A 14711-nucleotide genomic window follows, 5' to 3' on the forward strand; every position below is an offset into this window, starting at 1 on the left:
CGACCCGCAGGACGTCAGCGTTTTCTGCTGTAGGTCCTGACCAGGGCGCCGTTGTCGAAGATGCGGACCGAGTCCAAGGCGAACTCGGTGGCCGCGAAGGCCGAACGGAACATCGGCATGCCCGACCCGTAGACGAGCGGATACGTCTTGATCACCAGTTCGTCGATCTCGTCGATCAGCTCTCCGGCAAGCTGAGAACCGCCGCAGAGCCAGATCCCGAGCCCGCTCTCCTCCGCCTTGAATTCCCGGACCCTCGCGGCCACGTCGCCGGAGACGAGTTCGACGTTCGGATCCGGCGACTGTTCCAGGGACCGCGAGGCGACGAGCTCGCGCAGGTGGGCATAGGGGCTGGTGATGTTGACGTCCAGCGCCACCTGATAGCTGGCCCGCCCCTGGATCACCGTGTCGAACCGCTGGTTCTCGGCGTCGTGGAAGCCGAGCAGCCGACGGCCCTCGGCCGAGATCGTCTCCGGGTACCGCGTCTTCAGAAACTCCAGGAACTCCTCGTCCACGAACCGGAGCATGGACGACGCGCGCCGCTCGGGTCCCCGATGAAGCCGTCGATCGAGCAGGCGACGAAGTAGGTCAGCTTCCGCACAGATTCTCCGTTCCGTCGCGACATACCGAAGCCGCAACCCCTGGCCATGACGGGCCTGTTGCTGGAGTACTTCACGCTGCCCGACCTGCTCGTCGCGCCCGAAGCCGACGCCGAACCCCGGCCCGGAAGCCGGGTCGAGGCCGTGGTGGACCGGTTGGTGGAAACGGTGGTCTCACGCGCCATTCCCGAGTCCTGAGGGCTCCCGGAAGAATCGGACGCGACACGGGCGCGGGACACCCGCTCGACCAGTGACGGGCCGGGACGGCCCGGACCGGTCGCGCGCGTGTCGGGATCCGTGACGGCGGGCATCGGCCACCGCGCGTCGTCGCCTGCCTCGGTGGCGTCGGCTTCGTTCGCCGCCGCGGCGGCCCACGCGTTTCGCACACCCTCGGCTGCGCCCAACCGCGGCCCTGACGACTGCTCGCAGAAGGTCAGGTGACTTCCCAGGCCGCCTCGATCATCCGGAAGATCTCGTCCACGGCGACCTGCGGGTCGGCCGCCTCGCGGGCAAGCGCATAGGCGTCGATCACGAACCTCGCGATCGTCCGGCAGGCCGTTGCGCCCTGTGGCAGGTCGGGATCGGCGACGAGGGCCGTGGCCAGCGACTCCGCATGGCGCAGCCGCATCGACTCCTCGTACTCCCGCAGGGCACGTGACTCGTCGATCATGCGGTAGATCGGGGCGGTGCCATCCGCCGTGCAGTGCCGGACCAGGGCCCGGATCTCGCGGCGCAGTACGGGGATGAGCGGTTCGTGCGGTGCCCGGTCGGTGACTGCCCGGGTGAGGCGTTGTTCGAAGTTGTCGTCCTGCTCGAACACCAAGGCCTCTTTCGAGGCGAAGTGGGAGAAGAGCGTGGTGACGGCCACGTCGGCCTCGGCGGCCACGTCACGGATGCCCACCGCGTCGTACCCGCGCTCCAGGAAGAGCCGCAGGGCGGCGTCAGCGATCTTCTGGCGGGTCGCGGCCTTCTTGCGTTCACGGCGTCCGGTCGGCACGGTCATGACCTGACGCTACCAAATACGAACCAACAACGACTCCAAAATACTAACCGTTAGCGTTACGGTCGGTCGCATGAAGAGAATGAGCTTCGCCGAGTTCGGCGGTCCCGACGTTCTCCACCTCGAAGACGCCGAGGAACCCCACGCGGGCCCCGGCCAGACACGTATCGCCGTGCGGGCGGCGGGCGTGAACCCCGTCGACTGGAGGATCCGCGAAGGCCAGTTCCAGAAGGTCCGCCCGATCGAGCTGCCTGCCGGAATCGGGCAGGACGCCGCCGGGGTGGTGGACGAGGCCGGCGAGGGCGTCGACGGGGTAGAGGTCGGCGACCACGTGTTGGGGCGGGGCTCGAGCACGTATGCCGAGTTCGCCGTGCTTTCGGCCTGGGCCCGGATACCCGAAGGCCTGTCGTTCGAGGAGGCGGCCGGGTACCCCTCCGTGGTGGAGACCGCGCTCCGCGTCATCCGCGACGTCGGTGTGCGGCCCGGGCAGACACTGCTGGTCAGCGGCGCGTCCGGCGGCGTCGGATCGGCGGTGCTGCAGATCGCCCGGGACCGCGGCATCAGGGTGATCGGCACGGCCGGGGCCGCCAACCAGGCCTACCTGCGGAGCCTGGGCGCCCTCGCCACGACGTACGGCGAGGGCTGGGTGGAGCGGGTGCGGCGGCTCGGCCGGGTCGACGCGGCGCTCGATCTGGCCGGCTCGGGCGTGATCCGCGAACTCGTCGAACTGACCGGGGACACGCAAAAGGTGGTCTCCATCGCCGATCTCGGCGCGCCGGAGCTCGGTGTCCGGTACTCCGGTGTGACCGGGAACGTGCCGCAAGCCCTCGCCGAAGCCGTCGGCCTCATCTCGCGGGGCAAGCTCCACATCCCGGTCGAGAAGTCGTACCTGCTCTCCGAGGCAGCGGCGGCGCACATCGACAGCCAGGCCGGTCACACGCGCGGGCGCCGGGTCGTAGTCGTCTGAACCGTTTCCCGCCCGGTTGCGGGGCCCGCCGAGCTGCCCTCTTTCCAGCGATCCTCCGGGGCCCTCCCGGCAGATATACGGCACCCAAGAAGCCCCATGCACACTCCTGTCACGAACACCGGCGCCGGACTCGGCGGCCTCGTCCTGGCCCGCTTCCTGCACCTCCACGGCCTCCCGGTCACGGTCTACGAGGCGGAGTCCTCCTCGGCGGCCCGTTCGCAGGGCGGGATGCTCGACATCCACGACTACAACGGCCAACTCGCCCTCAAGACAGCCGGCCTGATGGACGAGTTCCGTGGCCTCGTCCTGGAGGGCCGCCAAGCGATACGGCTGCTCGGCCGGGACGGGACCGTCCTGTTCGACAAGGCCGACGACGGCACGGGCACAAGCCCCGAGGTACAGCGCGGCGAGCTGCGGCAGATCCTGCTCGCCGCACTCCCCGGCAGCGCTGTCCGATGGGGCCACAAGACCACCGGCGTCCGTGCCCTCGCCGAGGGCCGCCACAAGGTGACCTTCACAGGCGGCACCGCCGTCGTCACGAGCCTCACAGGGCAATACACCTAGAGGGGGTGACCGGCACCGCCGTGGGCGACGCGGTCTTCGGCCTCGTCCCCTTCGTGGATCAGGGAGGCGCCGCGGCCCAGTACGCCGTGCTGGAGGCATGGGCACCCAAGCCGCGCTCGTGGTCCTTCGAAGAAGCCGGCGGCGGCGCCGGCAACATCGACACGGCCACGCGTGTACTGGAGGCCCTGGAAGCCGCCGGAGGCATGACGTTGCTGATCGAGGGCGCCGCCGGAGGCGTCGGCACCATCACCGCGCAACTCGCCCGGGCTCGCGGCCTCACCGTGATCGGCACCGCGAGCGAAGGCAACCACGGCTTCCTCGAACGGCTCGGCACCGTACCGGCCGGAGGCTCGGCGCGCCCAGCTCGAAGAAGGCGTAACAAGCCCCACGGCTCGAACACTCCGGTGATCCCACTCGGGGCTACGGGAGTGCTTACTCGACCGAGGTACAGGCGCTGGGCGCTGTCCTGTCGCAGTACATCTGGCAGATGGCGAGCGGCTGAGCCACCGAGTACGAGGACTACATGTGAGCTCAGATCGCGCACCGATGAGTTTCCCGCGCCGCGCCGGTCTGTACGCGTGAGACCGACTCACGGAAGGCTGGCGCCATGCGGAAACTGATCTACGGCATGAACCTGACCCTGGACGGCTACATCGCCGCGCCCGGCGACGACATCGGCTGGAGCGTGCCGAGCGACGAGCTGTTCCAGTTTTGGTCCGACCAGTTGCAGGCGACCGACCTGTCGCTGTACGGGCGCAAGCTGTGGCAGACGATGAGCTCCTACTGGCCGACCGGCGACCAGCAGCCCAACGCCACCCCGGCGGAGATCGAGTTCGCGCGCCGCTGGCGGGACATGTCGAAGGTGGTGTTCTCCTCGACGATCGACAAGGTCGACTGGAACACCCGCATGGTCACCGGCGACGCGGTCGCCGAGATTGCCCGGCTCAAGGCCGAGGACGGCGGCCCGACGGACATCGGCGGCGCGACGCTCGCCGGGGCGGCCATGCGGGCCGGGCTGATCGACGAGTACGTGATCGCCGCCCATCCGGTCCTGGTGGGCGGCGGCACACCGTTCTTCACCGCGCTGGACAGCTGGGTGAACCTGAACCTGGTGGAGACGCGGACGTTTCCCGGCGGCGTGGTCCTGACCAGGTACGAGACGAGGCGCTGAGCAGCTTCCCGCTGTCTCACGGCTTGGATGGGTGTTTCCTCTCACCGTCGGGCAATCTCCCCCACCACACACCCCCAAGCCCACGAGTGATGCCCCGTGAGCCCACGGTGTCAGCGGGCTTCTACCAGGGCACCAGCGTCAGAGCCCAATCACCCATACGAGTGGGTGACTTGACCTGCCAGTCTCAGATTCGTGTCAGATATGCCATCGTTTGGCCATCGCTCGTGAGATTTGGCCACGAAATCTGAGCCCCTACATCCGGACGGATCAGGTCTGAGCCATGTCCACGAACCGCGAGTAATGCCCCTGGAAGGCCACGGTGATCGTCGCCGTGGGCCCGTTGCGGTGCTTGGCCACGATCAGGTCGGCCTCGCCCGCGCGGGGGGACTCCTTCTCGTACGCGTCTTCGCGGTGGAGGAGGATCACCATGTCGGCGTCCTGCTCGATGGATCCCGATTCACGCAAGTCGGACACCATCGGCTTCTTGTCGGTGCGCTGTTCGGGACCTCGGTTGAGCTGCGAGAGCGCGATGACGGGGATCTGCAGCTCCTTCGCCAGCAGCTTGAGGTTACGGGACATGTCCGAGACCTCCTGCTGCCGGCTCTCCGCGCGTTTCGAACCACCGGACTGCATGAGCTGCAGGTAGTCGATGACCACGAGCTTGAGATCGTTGCGCTGCTTCAGACGGCGGCACTTCGCGCGGATCTCCATCATCGAGAGGTTCGGGGAGTCGTCGATGTAGAGAGGGGCGGCCGACACGTCCGGCATCCGCCGCGCCAGCCGCGTCCAGTCGTCGTCGGTCATGGTGCCCGAGCGCATGTGGTGCAGTGCCACCCTCGCCTCGGCCGAAAGCAGTCGCATCGCGATCTCATTGCGCCCCATTTCGAGCGAGAAGATCACGCTGGGCATGTTGCTCTTGATCGAACAGGCCCGCGCGAAGTCCAGGGCCAGGGTCGACTTACCCATCGCGGGACGAGCGGCGATGACGATCATCTGCCCCGGGTGCAGGCCGTTCGTCAGGGCGTCGAGGTCGGTGAAGCCGGTCGGCACGCCGGTCATCTCGCCGCTGCGCGAACCGATCGCCTCGATCTCGTCGAGAGCGCCCTCCATGATGTCGCCGAGCGGCAGGTAGTCCTCGCTGGTGCGCTGCTCCGTGACGGCATAGATCTCGGCCTGGGCCGAGTTCACGATGTCGTCGACGTCGCCGTCGGCCGCGTATCCCATCTGCGTGATCTTCGTGCCGGCCTCGACGAGCCGCCGCAGGACGGCCCGCTCGTGGACGATCTCCGCGTAGTACGAGGCGTTGGCCGCGGTCGGCACGGACTGGACGAGCGTGTGCAGATACGGCGCTCCGCCCACCTTGGTGATCTCGCCGCGCTTGACCAGTTCGGCCGCCACGGTGATCGGGTCGGCCGGCTCGCCCTTGGCGTAGAGGTCCAGGATCGCCTGGTAGACGGTCTCGTGGGCGGGGCGGTAGAAGTCATGCCCCTTGATGATCTCCACGACGTCGGCGATGGCGTCCTTCGACAGCAGCATGCCGCCCAGCACCGACTGCTCGGCATCGAGGTCCTGGGGCGGCACCCGCTCGAAGCCGGGAGAGCCCCCCTCCCAGCCGTCGTCGCCCATGCCGTCCTCACGTCGGTCGGCGCGGTCACGGCCTCCGCCGCGGCGCTGGCGGGCTACGGGCAGACGGTCGCCGGGACCGGTGTCGGCCCAGTCCAAAGGCTCGGGAATGCTCACCGGGCCACCTCCTCCCGTCCGCTCCGCGGACCTCGCCGTGCCACTCTTTCTTACGGCACGGCACCGACAAACAAGACGCCCGACTCCGGTTCCGGCGCGTCGAGTTCTACAGGGCTTCAGGGCCGGAACAGGGTGCGGGCGCCGGACCACGGTAGGCCGCTCGGCACCGTCAGCCAATCTGGTTATCCACAGGGCATGTGGACGACAGACCAGATGCTGTGGAGAAGTCCGCAGAACCTGTGCACGGAGCAGGGGACAGCACTGTGGACAAACTCATAGCGACCCTCGCATCGACGCTCTGACCTGGACTTTTTCCATCCACTGGCTGTGGGAGAGAAAAACTTTTCCGCTCCGCACAAGATCACACCCAACCGCGCACGGGAGAACGCCGAGCCACGACCAAGGTAAGGACTCTTTCCAGATTGCGTCCATTACCTGTGGAAGATTAGATTGACCCCCATGACCCAGGCCCCGGCACCACCCGTGACCAGCCGTCGACGACACGACCGCGAGATCATCTCTCTCGCCGTACCGGCCTTCGGCGCACTCGTCGCCGAACCGCTCTTCGTGATGGTCGACAGTGCCATCGTCGGCCATCTCGGCACGGCACAGCTGGCCGGTCTGGCCGTCGCGGCAGCCCTGCTGACCACCGCCGTCAGCATCTTCGTCTTCCTCGCGTACGCGACCACGGCCGCCGTGGCACGAAGGGTCGGAGCGGGCGACCGGGCCTCCGCGATCCGACAGGGCATGGACGGCATCTGGCTGGCCCTCCTGCTCGGCATATGCGTCATCGGCGTCGCACTCCCCGCGGCGCCCTTGATCGTGGACGTGCTCGGAGCCTCCGATACCGCGGCCCCCTACGCCATCACCTATCTACGGATCTCCAGCCTCGGCATCCCGGCCATGCTCGTGGTGATGGCCGCGACCGGCGTTCTGCGTGGCTTGCAGGACACCCGGACCCCGCTCTACGTCGCCATCGGCGGATTCACAGCCAACGCGGTCCTCAATGCGGGGCTCGTCTACGGGGCCGGACTCGGCATCGCCGGGTCGGCCTGGGGAACCGTCATCGCGCAGGTGTCCATGGCCGCCGCCTATCTGATCGTGGTGGTACGTGGGGCACGGCGGTACGGCGCTTCACTGCGCCCCGACGCTGCGGGAATCAGAGCCAGCGCCCAGGCGGGCGTGCCGCTCCTGGTCCGCACGCTGTCGCTCCGGGCCGTATTGATGATCGCCACGGCCGTCGCCGCACGCCTCGGCGACACCGAGCTCGCCGCACACCAGGTCGTCCTTTCGCTCTGGAGCCTGACGGCTTTCGCGCTCGACGCCATCGCCATAGCGGGGCAGGCCATCATCGGTCGGTACCTGGGAGCCGGTGATTCCGAGGGCGCACGCCAAGCCTGCCGCAGGATGGTGCAGTGGGGCATCGCTTCCGGAATCGTGCTCGGAGTGCTGATCGTCCTCGCGCGACCGCTGTTCGTGCCCCTGTTCACCGGCGACCAGGCCGTCCAGGACACCCTGTTCCCAGCACTGCTGGTGGTGGCCCTGTCCCAGCCGATCGCGGGCGTGGTCTTCGTCCTGGACGGCGTGCTGATGGGGGCCGGGGATGGGCCCTATCTCGCCTGGGCCATGATTATCACGCTGGCCTTCTTCGCTCCGGCGGCCCTGCTGGTACCAGCACTCGGCGGCGGCCTGACCGCGCTGTGGTGGGCGATGACGCTGATGATGGCCGTCCGCATGGCAACGCTCTGGCTGCGCACCCGGTCCGGCAAGTGGGTGGTGACGGGCGCCACTCGTTGAGTCACCATCGGCGCCATGTTTCACGTGAAACGTCGTGTTTCACGTGAAACGGTGCCGCCCTGCGCACACCGGGCTCCGCGCATCGGGCACCGGACCCGGACGCGTCATGCGGAATCTCCACGCATGACGTGCACGCGAGAACAGTGAAGGGCCGTACCTCAACGGGTACGGCCCTTCACTCTGCTCTGATGAGCGGTGCCCTTAGGCAGCGACAACCTCGATACCGAGCTGCGCGGCAACCTCGGGGTGCAGACGCACGGACACCTGGTGCCCGCCCAGCGTCTTGATCGGCGAACCGAGCTCGACGCGACGCTTGTCGACGTCGGGGCCACCGGCAGCCTTGATCGCCGAGGCGATGTCGGCCGGGGTCACGGAGCCGAAGAGGCGGCCGGCGTCGCCGGAGCGAACGGCCAGACGGACCTTCACGGCCTCCAGCTTCGCCTTGACCTCGTTGGCCTGCTCGATCGTGGCGATCTCGTGGATCTTGCGGGCGCGGCGGATCTGCGCCACGTCCTTCTCGCCACCCTTGGTCCAGCGGATGGCGAAGCCACGCGGGACCAGGTAGTTGCGGGCGTATCCGTCCTTGACGTCGACGACGTCACCGGCGGCGCCGAGGCCGGAGACCTCGTGGGTCAGGATGATCTTCATGAGTCGGTCACCCTTTCCTTATCGCGCGGTGGACGTGTAGGGCAGCAGCGCCATCTCACGGCTGTTCTTCACGGCCGTGGCGACGTCACGCTGGTGCTGCGTGCAGTTGCCGGTCACGCGGCGGGCACGGATCTTGCCGCGGTCGGAAATGAACTTCCGCAGCATGTTCGTGTCCTTGTAGTCCACGTACTGGGTCTTGTCCTTGCAGAACGCGCAGACCTTCTTCTTAGGCTTGCGCACAGGCGGCTTCGCCATGATGTTTCTCCTGTGTGATCAAGAAGTGGGGGGCGAGCCGCCCTAGAAGGGAGGCTCGTCCGAGTAGCCGCCGCCGGAGCCGCCGGAGCCGCCGGAGCTTCCGCCCCAGCCACCTCCGCCGCCCTGCTGGCCGCCGGACGGACCGCTCGTGGCCCACGGGTCGTCGGCGGGAGCGCCGCCGCCACCCTGCTGACCACCGCCACCGGGACCGCCGCCCCAGTTGCCGCCGCCCTGCTGGCCGCCGCCGTACCCACCCTGGCCACCGCGGCCGGTGGTCTTGGTGACCTTGGCCGTGGCGTTCTTGAGGCTGGGGCCGACTTCCTCGACGTCCAGCTCGTAGACCGTGCGCTTGATGCCCTCGCGGTCCTCGTACGACCGCTGCTTCAGCCGGCCCTGCACGACGACGCGCATGCCTCGCTGGAGCGACTCGGCGACGTTCTCCGCTGCCTGCCGCCAGACCGAGCAGGTGAGGAACAGGCCTTCGCCGTCCTTCCACTCGTTGGTCTGCCGGTCGAAGATGCGGGGAGTGGACGCGACACGGAACTTCGCGACCGCCGCACCGGACGGGGTGAAGCGCAGCTCGGGGTCGTCGACGAGATTGCCGACGACCGTGATGACGGTCTCGCCTGCCATGGGTGAACCTCTCGGCGGGATTGCTTCTGGCTGCTTGCTGCTACTCGAACCCGATGTCCGCTGAGCGGAATGCTCAGTGGATCTCGGGACGGAGGACCTTGGTCCGGAGGACCGACTCGTTCAGATTCATCTGGCGGTCGAGCTCCTTGACGACCGCAGGCTCGGCCTGCAGGTCGATGACCGAGTAGATGCCCTCGGGCTTCTTCTTGATCTCGTAAGCGAGACGACGACGGCCCCAGGTGTCGACCTTCTCGACCTTTCCGTTGCCCTCACGGACGACGGAGAGGAAGTTCTCGATCAGCGGGGAGACAGCGCGCTCCTCGAGATCGGGGTCGAGGATGACCATCACCTCGTAGTGACGCATGTGGAACCCACCTCCTTTGGACTCGGCGGCCACGGTCGTTCCGTGGCAGGAGGGTCGTGATGCGTGGCATCGGTGCCTCCGCGCGGGACGGCCGCCACGTCCTCCGTCGAACAGGGACTGTCGAACGGGGACTGACGTGCCTACCTGGGCAGACACCGGTGCAGACCGTACAGAGTACCCGCACACCGGCTTCCGGTTGAAATCCGTGGCTCAGGAGACGCAATCTGTACACATCGGGTGTGAGCGGTGCCACAATGCACCGCCTTTCGGCCAGGAGGTTCTCCATGGCACAGGCAACACGACCCCGTCCTCCCGTCTCCCTTCTCGCCACGGATGGCAGGCCCCATCCGCTCCAGGAGACCCTGGTGGTGGTGACCCTGGTCCTCGGTGCGCTCGCCTTCGTGACGGCGATGTTCCACAACCTGCATCTGATCAGCTCGTGGGCGGGACTCTTCGGGATCCTCACCGCCGCGTACGGGCAGTACATCTCGGTGACCACACGTGAGAGGTTCCCGCTGATCGTCGGCCTGGGCGCATCCGCCATCGGATTCTTCCTGGGCATGGCACACGGCGGCCTCTTCGGCGGCGTGGTGGGCTGACCGCACCGACGGCGCCACGGGACCGCGTCCACGACGGGACTGCACCGGATCCGTGGTGGACCGCATGACGGAAACACGCGCCGGGCGCACCGCAGGTCCGGCGCAAGGACACGGAACGCGGTATCAGGACCTGGCCGGTCCGTACCGGGAAGGGGCTCGGACGAGCCGCGCCCACGGGTACGGACCGGCCAGGTCGCATGCGGCCAAACGGGGCGCTCCCCAGTCGCAGTAGGCTTTCGGCGCGAGAGCCGGAGCCCCTGACCGATGGGGACACACCTGCCGAGGAGCGCCCCGCATGAGCCTGACCCTGAGGACCATCAGCCGAGAGCAGCATCTGGCATACATCCAGAATCTGCCTGCTGCGAGTCACATGCAGGTCCCGGCGTGGGCGGACGTGAAGTCCGAGTGGCGTTCGGAGAGCCTGGGCTGGTTCGACCGGGACGGACAGCTCGTCGGCGTCGGTCTGGTGCTCTACCGTCAGCTCCCCAAGATCAAGCGCTATCTCGCCTACCTGCCCGAGGGCCCGGTCATCAACTGGTACGCCCCGAACCTGGACGACTGGCTCCAGCCGATGCTTGCGCACCTCAAGCAACAGGGCGCCTTCTCCGTGAAGATGGGCCCGCCGGTCGTCATCCGCCGCTGGGACGCGGCCGCCATCAAGGCGGGCATCCAGGACCCGGACGTGAAGCGGCTGCGCGACATCGAGGCCACCCACATCGAGCCGCGTGCCTTCGAAGTCGCCGACCGGCTGCGGAAGATGGGCTGGCAGCAGGGCGAGGACGGCGGCGCCGGGTTCGGCGACGTGCAGCCCCGCTACGTCTTCCAGGTGCCCCTGGCGAACCGGTCCCTCGAAGACGTCCACAAGGGCTTCAACCAGCTGTGGCGACGCAACATCAAGAAGGCCGAGAAGGCCGGCGTCGAGGTCGTCCAGGGCGGTTACGCGGAACTCGACGAGTGGCAGCGGCTGTACGAGATCACGGCGGAGCGCGACCGTTTCCGTCCTCGTCCGCTGAGCTATTTCCAGCGCATGTGGACGGTCCTCAACACCGAGGACCCCAACCGCATGCGGCTCTACTTCGCCCGGCACGAGGGCGAGAACGTCGCCGCCGCGACCATGCTGATCGTCGGCGGGCACGTCTGGTACTCGTACGGCGCGTCCGCCAACCACAAGCGGGAGGTCCGTCCCTCGAACGCGATGCAGTGGCGGATGCTGCGCGACGCGTACGCCATGGGGGCGACGGTCTACGACCTGCGCGGCATCTCCGACTCGCTGGACGAGACCGACCACCTCTTCGGTCTGATCCAGTTCAAGGTGGGCACCGGCGGTCAGGCCGCCGAGTACCTCGGCGAGTGGGACTTCCCGCTGAACAAGCTGCTCCACAAGGCTCTCGACATCTACATGTCGCGCCGCTGATCCGCGTCGTCCCGCTGACGGAAGCGGCTTCATTCGTTTCAATGGGAACGTTGCGCCGGCACGCACCGCGGCGGCCCCTCCGACGGATCCGGAGGGTTCCGCGGCCGGCACGGCGACAACCCCCGTACACCTCCGACACCCCGCAGCCACCAGAAAGGTTCCGGACCGGCCATGGCGCTCTCCCTGTACGTCGACACCGCGCGCTGGCGGGCGCACCAGAAATCCGTCCTCGACCAGTTCCCCGGCATCGTCCCGGTCTGCAAGGGCAACGGATACGGCTTCGGTCACGAGCGGCTCGCCGAGGAGGCCATCCGCTTCGGCTCCGACATGCTCGCCGTCGGCACCACCTACGAGGCGGCGCGCATCAAGGACTGGTTCAGCGGCGATCTGCTCGTCCTGACCCCGTTCCGCCGTGGCGAGGAGCCGGTGCCGCTGCCCGACCGGGTCGTCCGCTCCGTCTCCTCCGTGGACGGTGTGCACGCCCTGGTGGGCGCGCGGGTGGTCATCGAGTGCATGAGCTCGATGAAGCGCCACGGCGTCAAGGAGGAGGAGCTCGGGCATCTGCACGCCGCGATCGAGGACGTACGCCTCGAAGGCTTCGCCCTGCATCTGCCGCTCGACCGCACGGACGGCTCGGACGCGGTCGAGGAGGTCATCGCCTGGATGGACCGGCTGCGCGCGGCGCGGCTGCCGTTGCACACCATGTTCGTCAGTCATCTGCGCGCCGAGGAGCTGGGCCGGCTCCAGCAGCAGTTCCCGCAGACCCGCTTCCGCGCCCGCATCGGTACCCGGCTGTGGCTCGGCGATCACGAGGCGACGCAGTACCGGGGCGCCGTCCTGGATGTCACCCGCGTCGTCAAGGGCGACCGCTTCGGCTACCGCCAGCAGAAGGCCGCGTCGGACGGCTGGCTGGTGGTCGTCGCAGGCGGTACGTCGCACGGCGTGGGCCTGGAGGCCCCGAAGGCCCTGCACGGCGTGATGCCGCGGGCCAAGGGGGTCGCCCGCGCGGGCCTGGCCACGGTCAACCGCAACCTGTCCCCGTTCGTCTGGGCGGGCAAGCAGCGCTGGTTCGCCGAACCGCCGCACATGCAGGTGTCGATCCTGTTCGTGCCCGCCGACGCCCAGGAGCCGAAGGTCGGCGACGAGCTGGTGGCCCACCTGCGCCACACGACCACCCAGTTCGACCGGCTCGTCGACCACTGACGTCCGGCCGAGGGCGACCGCCGATGTCCGGCGGGGCCCTGTCCTCCGGCCTGTAGGACATCGGCCGCGCAGGCAACGCGGCCGGGGCGCGGAGAGGGCGGAGAGGACGCCGAGGGTCTTCCGGTGCGTTGCCGGAAGACCCTCGTCCCGTCTCAGTCCACGGCCGGTCCCCGCGGAGCGTCCCGCTCCGTCCAGGGCCCCGCGACGGCGGCGACGGTCTGGCGCGGCGGACGCGCGGCGCGTCCCAGCACGAAAGCGTCCCTGGCCCCGTCGAGCACCCCGCCGGACGGATCGTCCGATCCGTCGCGCCGTACAACGTCCCGCTCCGGCCTGAGAACGTCCCGTACGACGACGGCGCAGAGGTAGAGCGTGCCCAGCAGGTGCAGGAGGATCGCCAGCTGGTACCCCTCCGTGGGGAGCCCCTGGTGTTTGTCGCCGCTCGTCGTGTACGCGAGGTACATCCAGATGCCCAGGAAATACATGACCTCGCACGCCTGCCAGACGAGGAAGTCGCGCCAGCGGGGCCTGGCCAGGGCGGCCAGCGGGATCAGCCACAGCACGTACTGCGGCGAGTACACCTTGTTGACCAGGATGAAAACGGCGACGACGAGGAAGGCGAGCTGCGCGAAGCGCGGCCTGCGCGGAGCCGTCAAGGTCAGTGCGCCGATCGCCGCGCACAGCACGAGCGTCAACAGGGTCGACACCGTGTTCACGGTCGTGACCTCGATCGGCCTGCCGGTGCGCTGGGTGATGATCAGCCAGAACGAGCCGAAGTCGATGCCCCGTTCCTCACTGAACACGTAGAACTTCTTCCATCCCTCGGGAGCGAGGAGCATCACCGGCAGATTGACCACCAGCCAGGAGCCTGCCGCCCCGAGCGTCGCCATGGCGAACTCGCGCCACTTGCCCGCACGCCAGCACAGCACGAAGACCGGCCCCAGCAGCAGGACGGGGTAGAGCTTCGCTGCCGTGGCGAGCCCGATGAGGACCCCGAACGCCACTGCCCGGCCCCGGGACCACATGAGCATCGCCGCGGCCGTCAGCGCCACGGCCAGCAGGTCCCAGTTGATCGTCGCGGTGAGCGCGAAGGCCGGCGCGAGGGCGACCAGCAGCCCGTCCCAGGGGCGGTGCCGGTGCGTACGGGCCACACAGACGGCGATGATCGCGGCGCAAATCATCAGCATGCCTGCGTTGACCATCCAGTACGCCTGCTCGCGGTACTGGAGGGATCCGCCCGGCGTCAGCCAGGACGCAACCTCCATGAACACGCCCGTCAGTACGGGGTACTCCAGGTACTGCATATCGCCGGACAGCCGGTCGAAGTACGGCACGAGCCCGTCGGAGAAGCCCCGTGCGACGAAGAGGTGCGGAATGTCCGAGTAGCAGGCGTGCGTGTACTGCGACCCCGTGCCCCTGAACCATGCCCAGTTGTAGCAGGGCAGCTTCTGCACCATGCCCAGCGCGAACATGCCCAGAGCCACCAGCGCCACGATACCCACGGGCGTGGGCGCCGTGCTGCCGAGCCGAGCCCAGCGCCCCGACCGTCCACCGATCAGCTCGCTGCCTGCCGCGGCGATCTCGTCCTGGTGCGTGGGCCGTACGACGGGCCGTTTCTGGTCCACGCTCGTGTCTTCTGCGCTTGGCATGCCGCACATCCTGCCGTACGGGTGTGTGGAAGCGACGAGGGCCGCGCCCACCCCCGGGTGGGAGCGGCCCACGGGGGACCGTCCCGTCGAAAAGGCGGGCGGCAAACGGGCCGA

14 protein-coding genes and 3 pseudogenes are annotated in these 14711 nt (G+C 68.4%); 9 read left to right on the forward strand and 8 right to left on the reverse strand.

Going from position 1 to position 14711, the window contains the following annotated elements:
• Positions 1-14: 14 nt before the first annotated feature.
• Positions 15-598 (reverse strand): annotated as a pseudogene (locus ACFYXM_RS06180) (dihydrofolate reductase family protein).
• A gap of 46 nt (positions 599-644) precedes the next feature.
• Between ACFYXM_RS06180 and ACFYXM_RS06185 the strand changes: the two are divergent.
• On the forward strand, positions 645-794 hold the full coding sequence (locus tag ACFYXM_RS06185; protein ID WP_389287336.1) for a hypothetical protein: 150 nt from the start codon (positions 645-647) through the stop codon (positions 792-794).
• Positions 795-1029: 235 nt separating this feature from the next.
• Here the strand turns inward: ACFYXM_RS06185 and ACFYXM_RS06190 are convergent, their stop codons facing one another.
• Positions 1030-1599 (reverse strand): TetR/AcrR family transcriptional regulator, encoded by a 570-nt coding sequence (locus ACFYXM_RS06190; protein ID WP_389287338.1) that lies wholly within the window; start codon positions 1597-1599, stop codon positions 1030-1032.
• A gap of 70 nt (positions 1600-1669) precedes the next feature.
• Between ACFYXM_RS06190 and ACFYXM_RS06195 the strand changes: the two genes are divergently transcribed.
• From ACFYXM_RS06195 to ACFYXM_RS06210, 4 genes and pseudogenes are all read left to right on the forward strand, one after another.
• Positions 1670-2563: an NADP-dependent oxidoreductase gene (locus ACFYXM_RS06195; protein WP_389287340.1), complete on the forward strand. Its 894-nt coding sequence runs from the start codon at positions 1670-1672 to the stop codon at positions 2561-2563.
• A 96-nt stretch (positions 2564-2659) separates the two neighbouring features.
• Positions 2660-3109 (forward strand): annotated as a pseudogene (locus tag ACFYXM_RS06200) (FAD-dependent oxidoreductase); the annotation flags it as partial.
• A 17-nt stretch (positions 3110-3126) separates the two neighbouring features.
• A pseudogene (locus tag ACFYXM_RS06205) lies at positions 3127-3468 on the forward strand (NADP-dependent oxidoreductase); the annotation flags it as partial.
• 266 nt (positions 3469-3734) lie between these two features.
• Positions 3735-4298, forward strand: coding sequence for a dihydrofolate reductase family protein (locus tag ACFYXM_RS06210; protein WP_389287342.1), 564 nt, complete (start codon positions 3735-3737; stop codon positions 4296-4298).
• Positions 4299-4565: 267 nt separating this feature from the next.
• Here the strand turns inward: ACFYXM_RS06210 and dnaB are convergent, their stop codons facing one another.
• Entirely contained in the window at positions 4566-6038 is a 1473-nt protein-coding gene (gene dnaB / locus ACFYXM_RS06215; protein ID WP_389287344.1) for a replicative DNA helicase, read from the reverse strand.
• A gap of 459 nt (positions 6039-6497) precedes the next feature.
• On the opposite strand from dnaB, the gene ACFYXM_RS06220 reads away from it, so the two are divergent.
• Positions 6498-7835, forward strand: a complete 1338-nt coding sequence (locus ACFYXM_RS06220) for an MATE family efflux transporter (protein WP_389287346.1) — start codon at positions 6498-6500, stop codon at positions 7833-7835.
• A 201-nt stretch (positions 7836-8036) separates the two neighbouring features.
• Here the strand turns inward: ACFYXM_RS06220 and rplI are convergent, their stop codons facing one another.
• The 4 genes from rplI to rpsF form a co-directional block, all read right to left on the reverse strand.
• The gene (rplI, locus tag ACFYXM_RS06225; RefSeq protein ID WP_073790804.1) at positions 8037-8483 is read right to left on the reverse strand and encodes a 50S ribosomal protein L9; all 447 of its coding nucleotides are present in this window, start codon (positions 8481-8483) and stop codon (positions 8037-8039) included.
• Positions 8484-8501: 18 nt separating this feature from the next.
• Positions 8502-8738, reverse strand: a complete 237-nt coding sequence (rpsR, locus tag ACFYXM_RS06230) for a 30S ribosomal protein S18 (protein WP_003967857.1) — start codon at positions 8736-8738, stop codon at positions 8502-8504.
• A gap of 42 nt (positions 8739-8780) precedes the next feature.
• Positions 8781-9371, reverse strand: coding sequence for a single-stranded DNA-binding protein (locus tag ACFYXM_RS06235; RefSeq protein WP_073790802.1), 591 nt, complete (start codon positions 9369-9371; stop codon positions 8781-8783).
• Between the two features lie 73 nt (positions 9372-9444).
• Positions 9445-9735 (reverse strand): 30S ribosomal protein S6, encoded by a 291-nt coding sequence (gene rpsF, locus ACFYXM_RS06240; RefSeq protein ID WP_015609864.1) that lies wholly within the window; start codon positions 9733-9735, stop codon positions 9445-9447.
• A 284-nt stretch (positions 9736-10019) separates the two neighbouring features.
• Between rpsF and ACFYXM_RS06245 the strand changes: the two genes are divergently transcribed.
• The 3 genes from ACFYXM_RS06245 to ACFYXM_RS06255 all read left to right on the forward strand — a co-directional run bounded on the left by ACFYXM_RS06245 (position 10020) and on the right by ACFYXM_RS06255 (position 12951).
• Positions 10020-10334, forward strand: a complete 315-nt coding sequence (locus ACFYXM_RS06245) for a hypothetical protein (protein WP_389287349.1) — start codon at positions 10020-10022, stop codon at positions 10332-10334.
• A gap of 295 nt (positions 10335-10629) precedes the next feature.
• A complete protein-coding gene (locus ACFYXM_RS06250; RefSeq protein ID WP_362030839.1) occupies positions 10630-11748 on the forward strand; it encodes a peptidoglycan bridge formation glycyltransferase FemA/FemB family protein in 1119 nt (372 codons plus the stop codon).
• Positions 11749-11919: 171 nt separating this feature from the next.
• Positions 11920-12951: an alanine racemase gene (locus ACFYXM_RS06255; protein WP_351525250.1), complete on the forward strand. Its 1032-nt coding sequence runs from the start codon at positions 11920-11922 to the stop codon at positions 12949-12951.
• A gap of 152 nt (positions 12952-13103) precedes the next feature.
• Here ACFYXM_RS06255 and ACFYXM_RS06260 read toward each other — a convergent pair whose 3' ends face one another.
• On the reverse strand, positions 13104-14597 hold the full coding sequence (locus ACFYXM_RS06260; RefSeq protein WP_389287351.1) for a glycosyltransferase family 87 protein: 1494 nt from the start codon (positions 14595-14597) through the stop codon (positions 13104-13106).
• Positions 14598-14711: the final 114 nt, after the last annotated feature.

The organism is Streptomyces sp. NPDC002476, from assembly GCF_042889785.1.
Classification (GTDB): Bacteria; Actinomycetota; Actinomycetes; order Streptomycetales; family Streptomycetaceae; genus Streptomyces.

Excerpts from the sequence above, each read along its gene's own strand:
- ACFYXM_RS06245 (WP_389287349.1), top strand. The coding sequence starts at position 10,020 with ATGGCACAGGCAACACGACCCCGTCCTCCCGTCTCCCTTCTCGCCACG.
- ACFYXM_RS06235 (WP_073790802.1), bottom strand. The coding sequence starts at position 9,371 with ATGGCAGGCGAGACCGTCATCACGGTCGTCGGCAATCTCGTCGACGAC.
- ACFYXM_RS06220 (WP_389287346.1), top strand. The coding sequence starts at position 6,498 with ATGACCCAGGCCCCGGCACCACCCGTGACCAGCCGTCGACGACACGAC.
- ACFYXM_RS06210 (WP_389287342.1), top strand. The coding sequence starts at position 3,735 with ATGCGGAAACTGATCTACGGCATGAACCTGACCCTGGACGGCTACATC.
- ACFYXM_RS06260 (WP_389287351.1), bottom strand. The coding sequence starts at position 14,597 with ATGCCAAGCGCAGAAGACACGAGCGTGGACCAGAAACGGCCCGTCGTA.
- ACFYXM_RS06195 (WP_389287340.1), top strand. The coding sequence starts at position 1,670 with ATGAAGAGAATGAGCTTCGCCGAGTTCGGCGGTCCCGACGTTCTCCAC.
- ACFYXM_RS06185 (WP_389287336.1), top strand. The coding sequence starts at position 645 with ATGACGGGCCTGTTGCTGGAGTACTTCACGCTGCCCGACCTGCTCGTC.
- ACFYXM_RS06255 (WP_351525250.1), top strand. The coding sequence starts at position 11,920 with ATGGCGCTCTCCCTGTACGTCGACACCGCGCGCTGGCGGGCGCACCAG.
- ACFYXM_RS06190 (WP_389287338.1), bottom strand. The coding sequence starts at position 1,599 with ATGACCGTGCCGACCGGACGCCGTGAACGCAAGAAGGCCGCGACCCGC.
- rpsR (WP_003967857.1), bottom strand. The coding sequence starts at position 8,738 with ATGGCGAAGCCGCCTGTGCGCAAGCCTAAGAAGAAGGTCTGCGCGTTC.
- ACFYXM_RS06250 (WP_362030839.1), top strand. The coding sequence starts at position 10,630 with ATGAGCCTGACCCTGAGGACCATCAGCCGAGAGCAGCATCTGGCATAC.
- rplI (WP_073790804.1), bottom strand. The coding sequence starts at position 8,483 with ATGAAGATCATCCTGACCCACGAGGTCTCCGGCCTCGGCGCCGCCGGT.
- rpsF (WP_015609864.1), bottom strand. The coding sequence starts at position 9,735 with ATGCGTCACTACGAGGTGATGGTCATCCTCGACCCCGATCTCGAGGAG.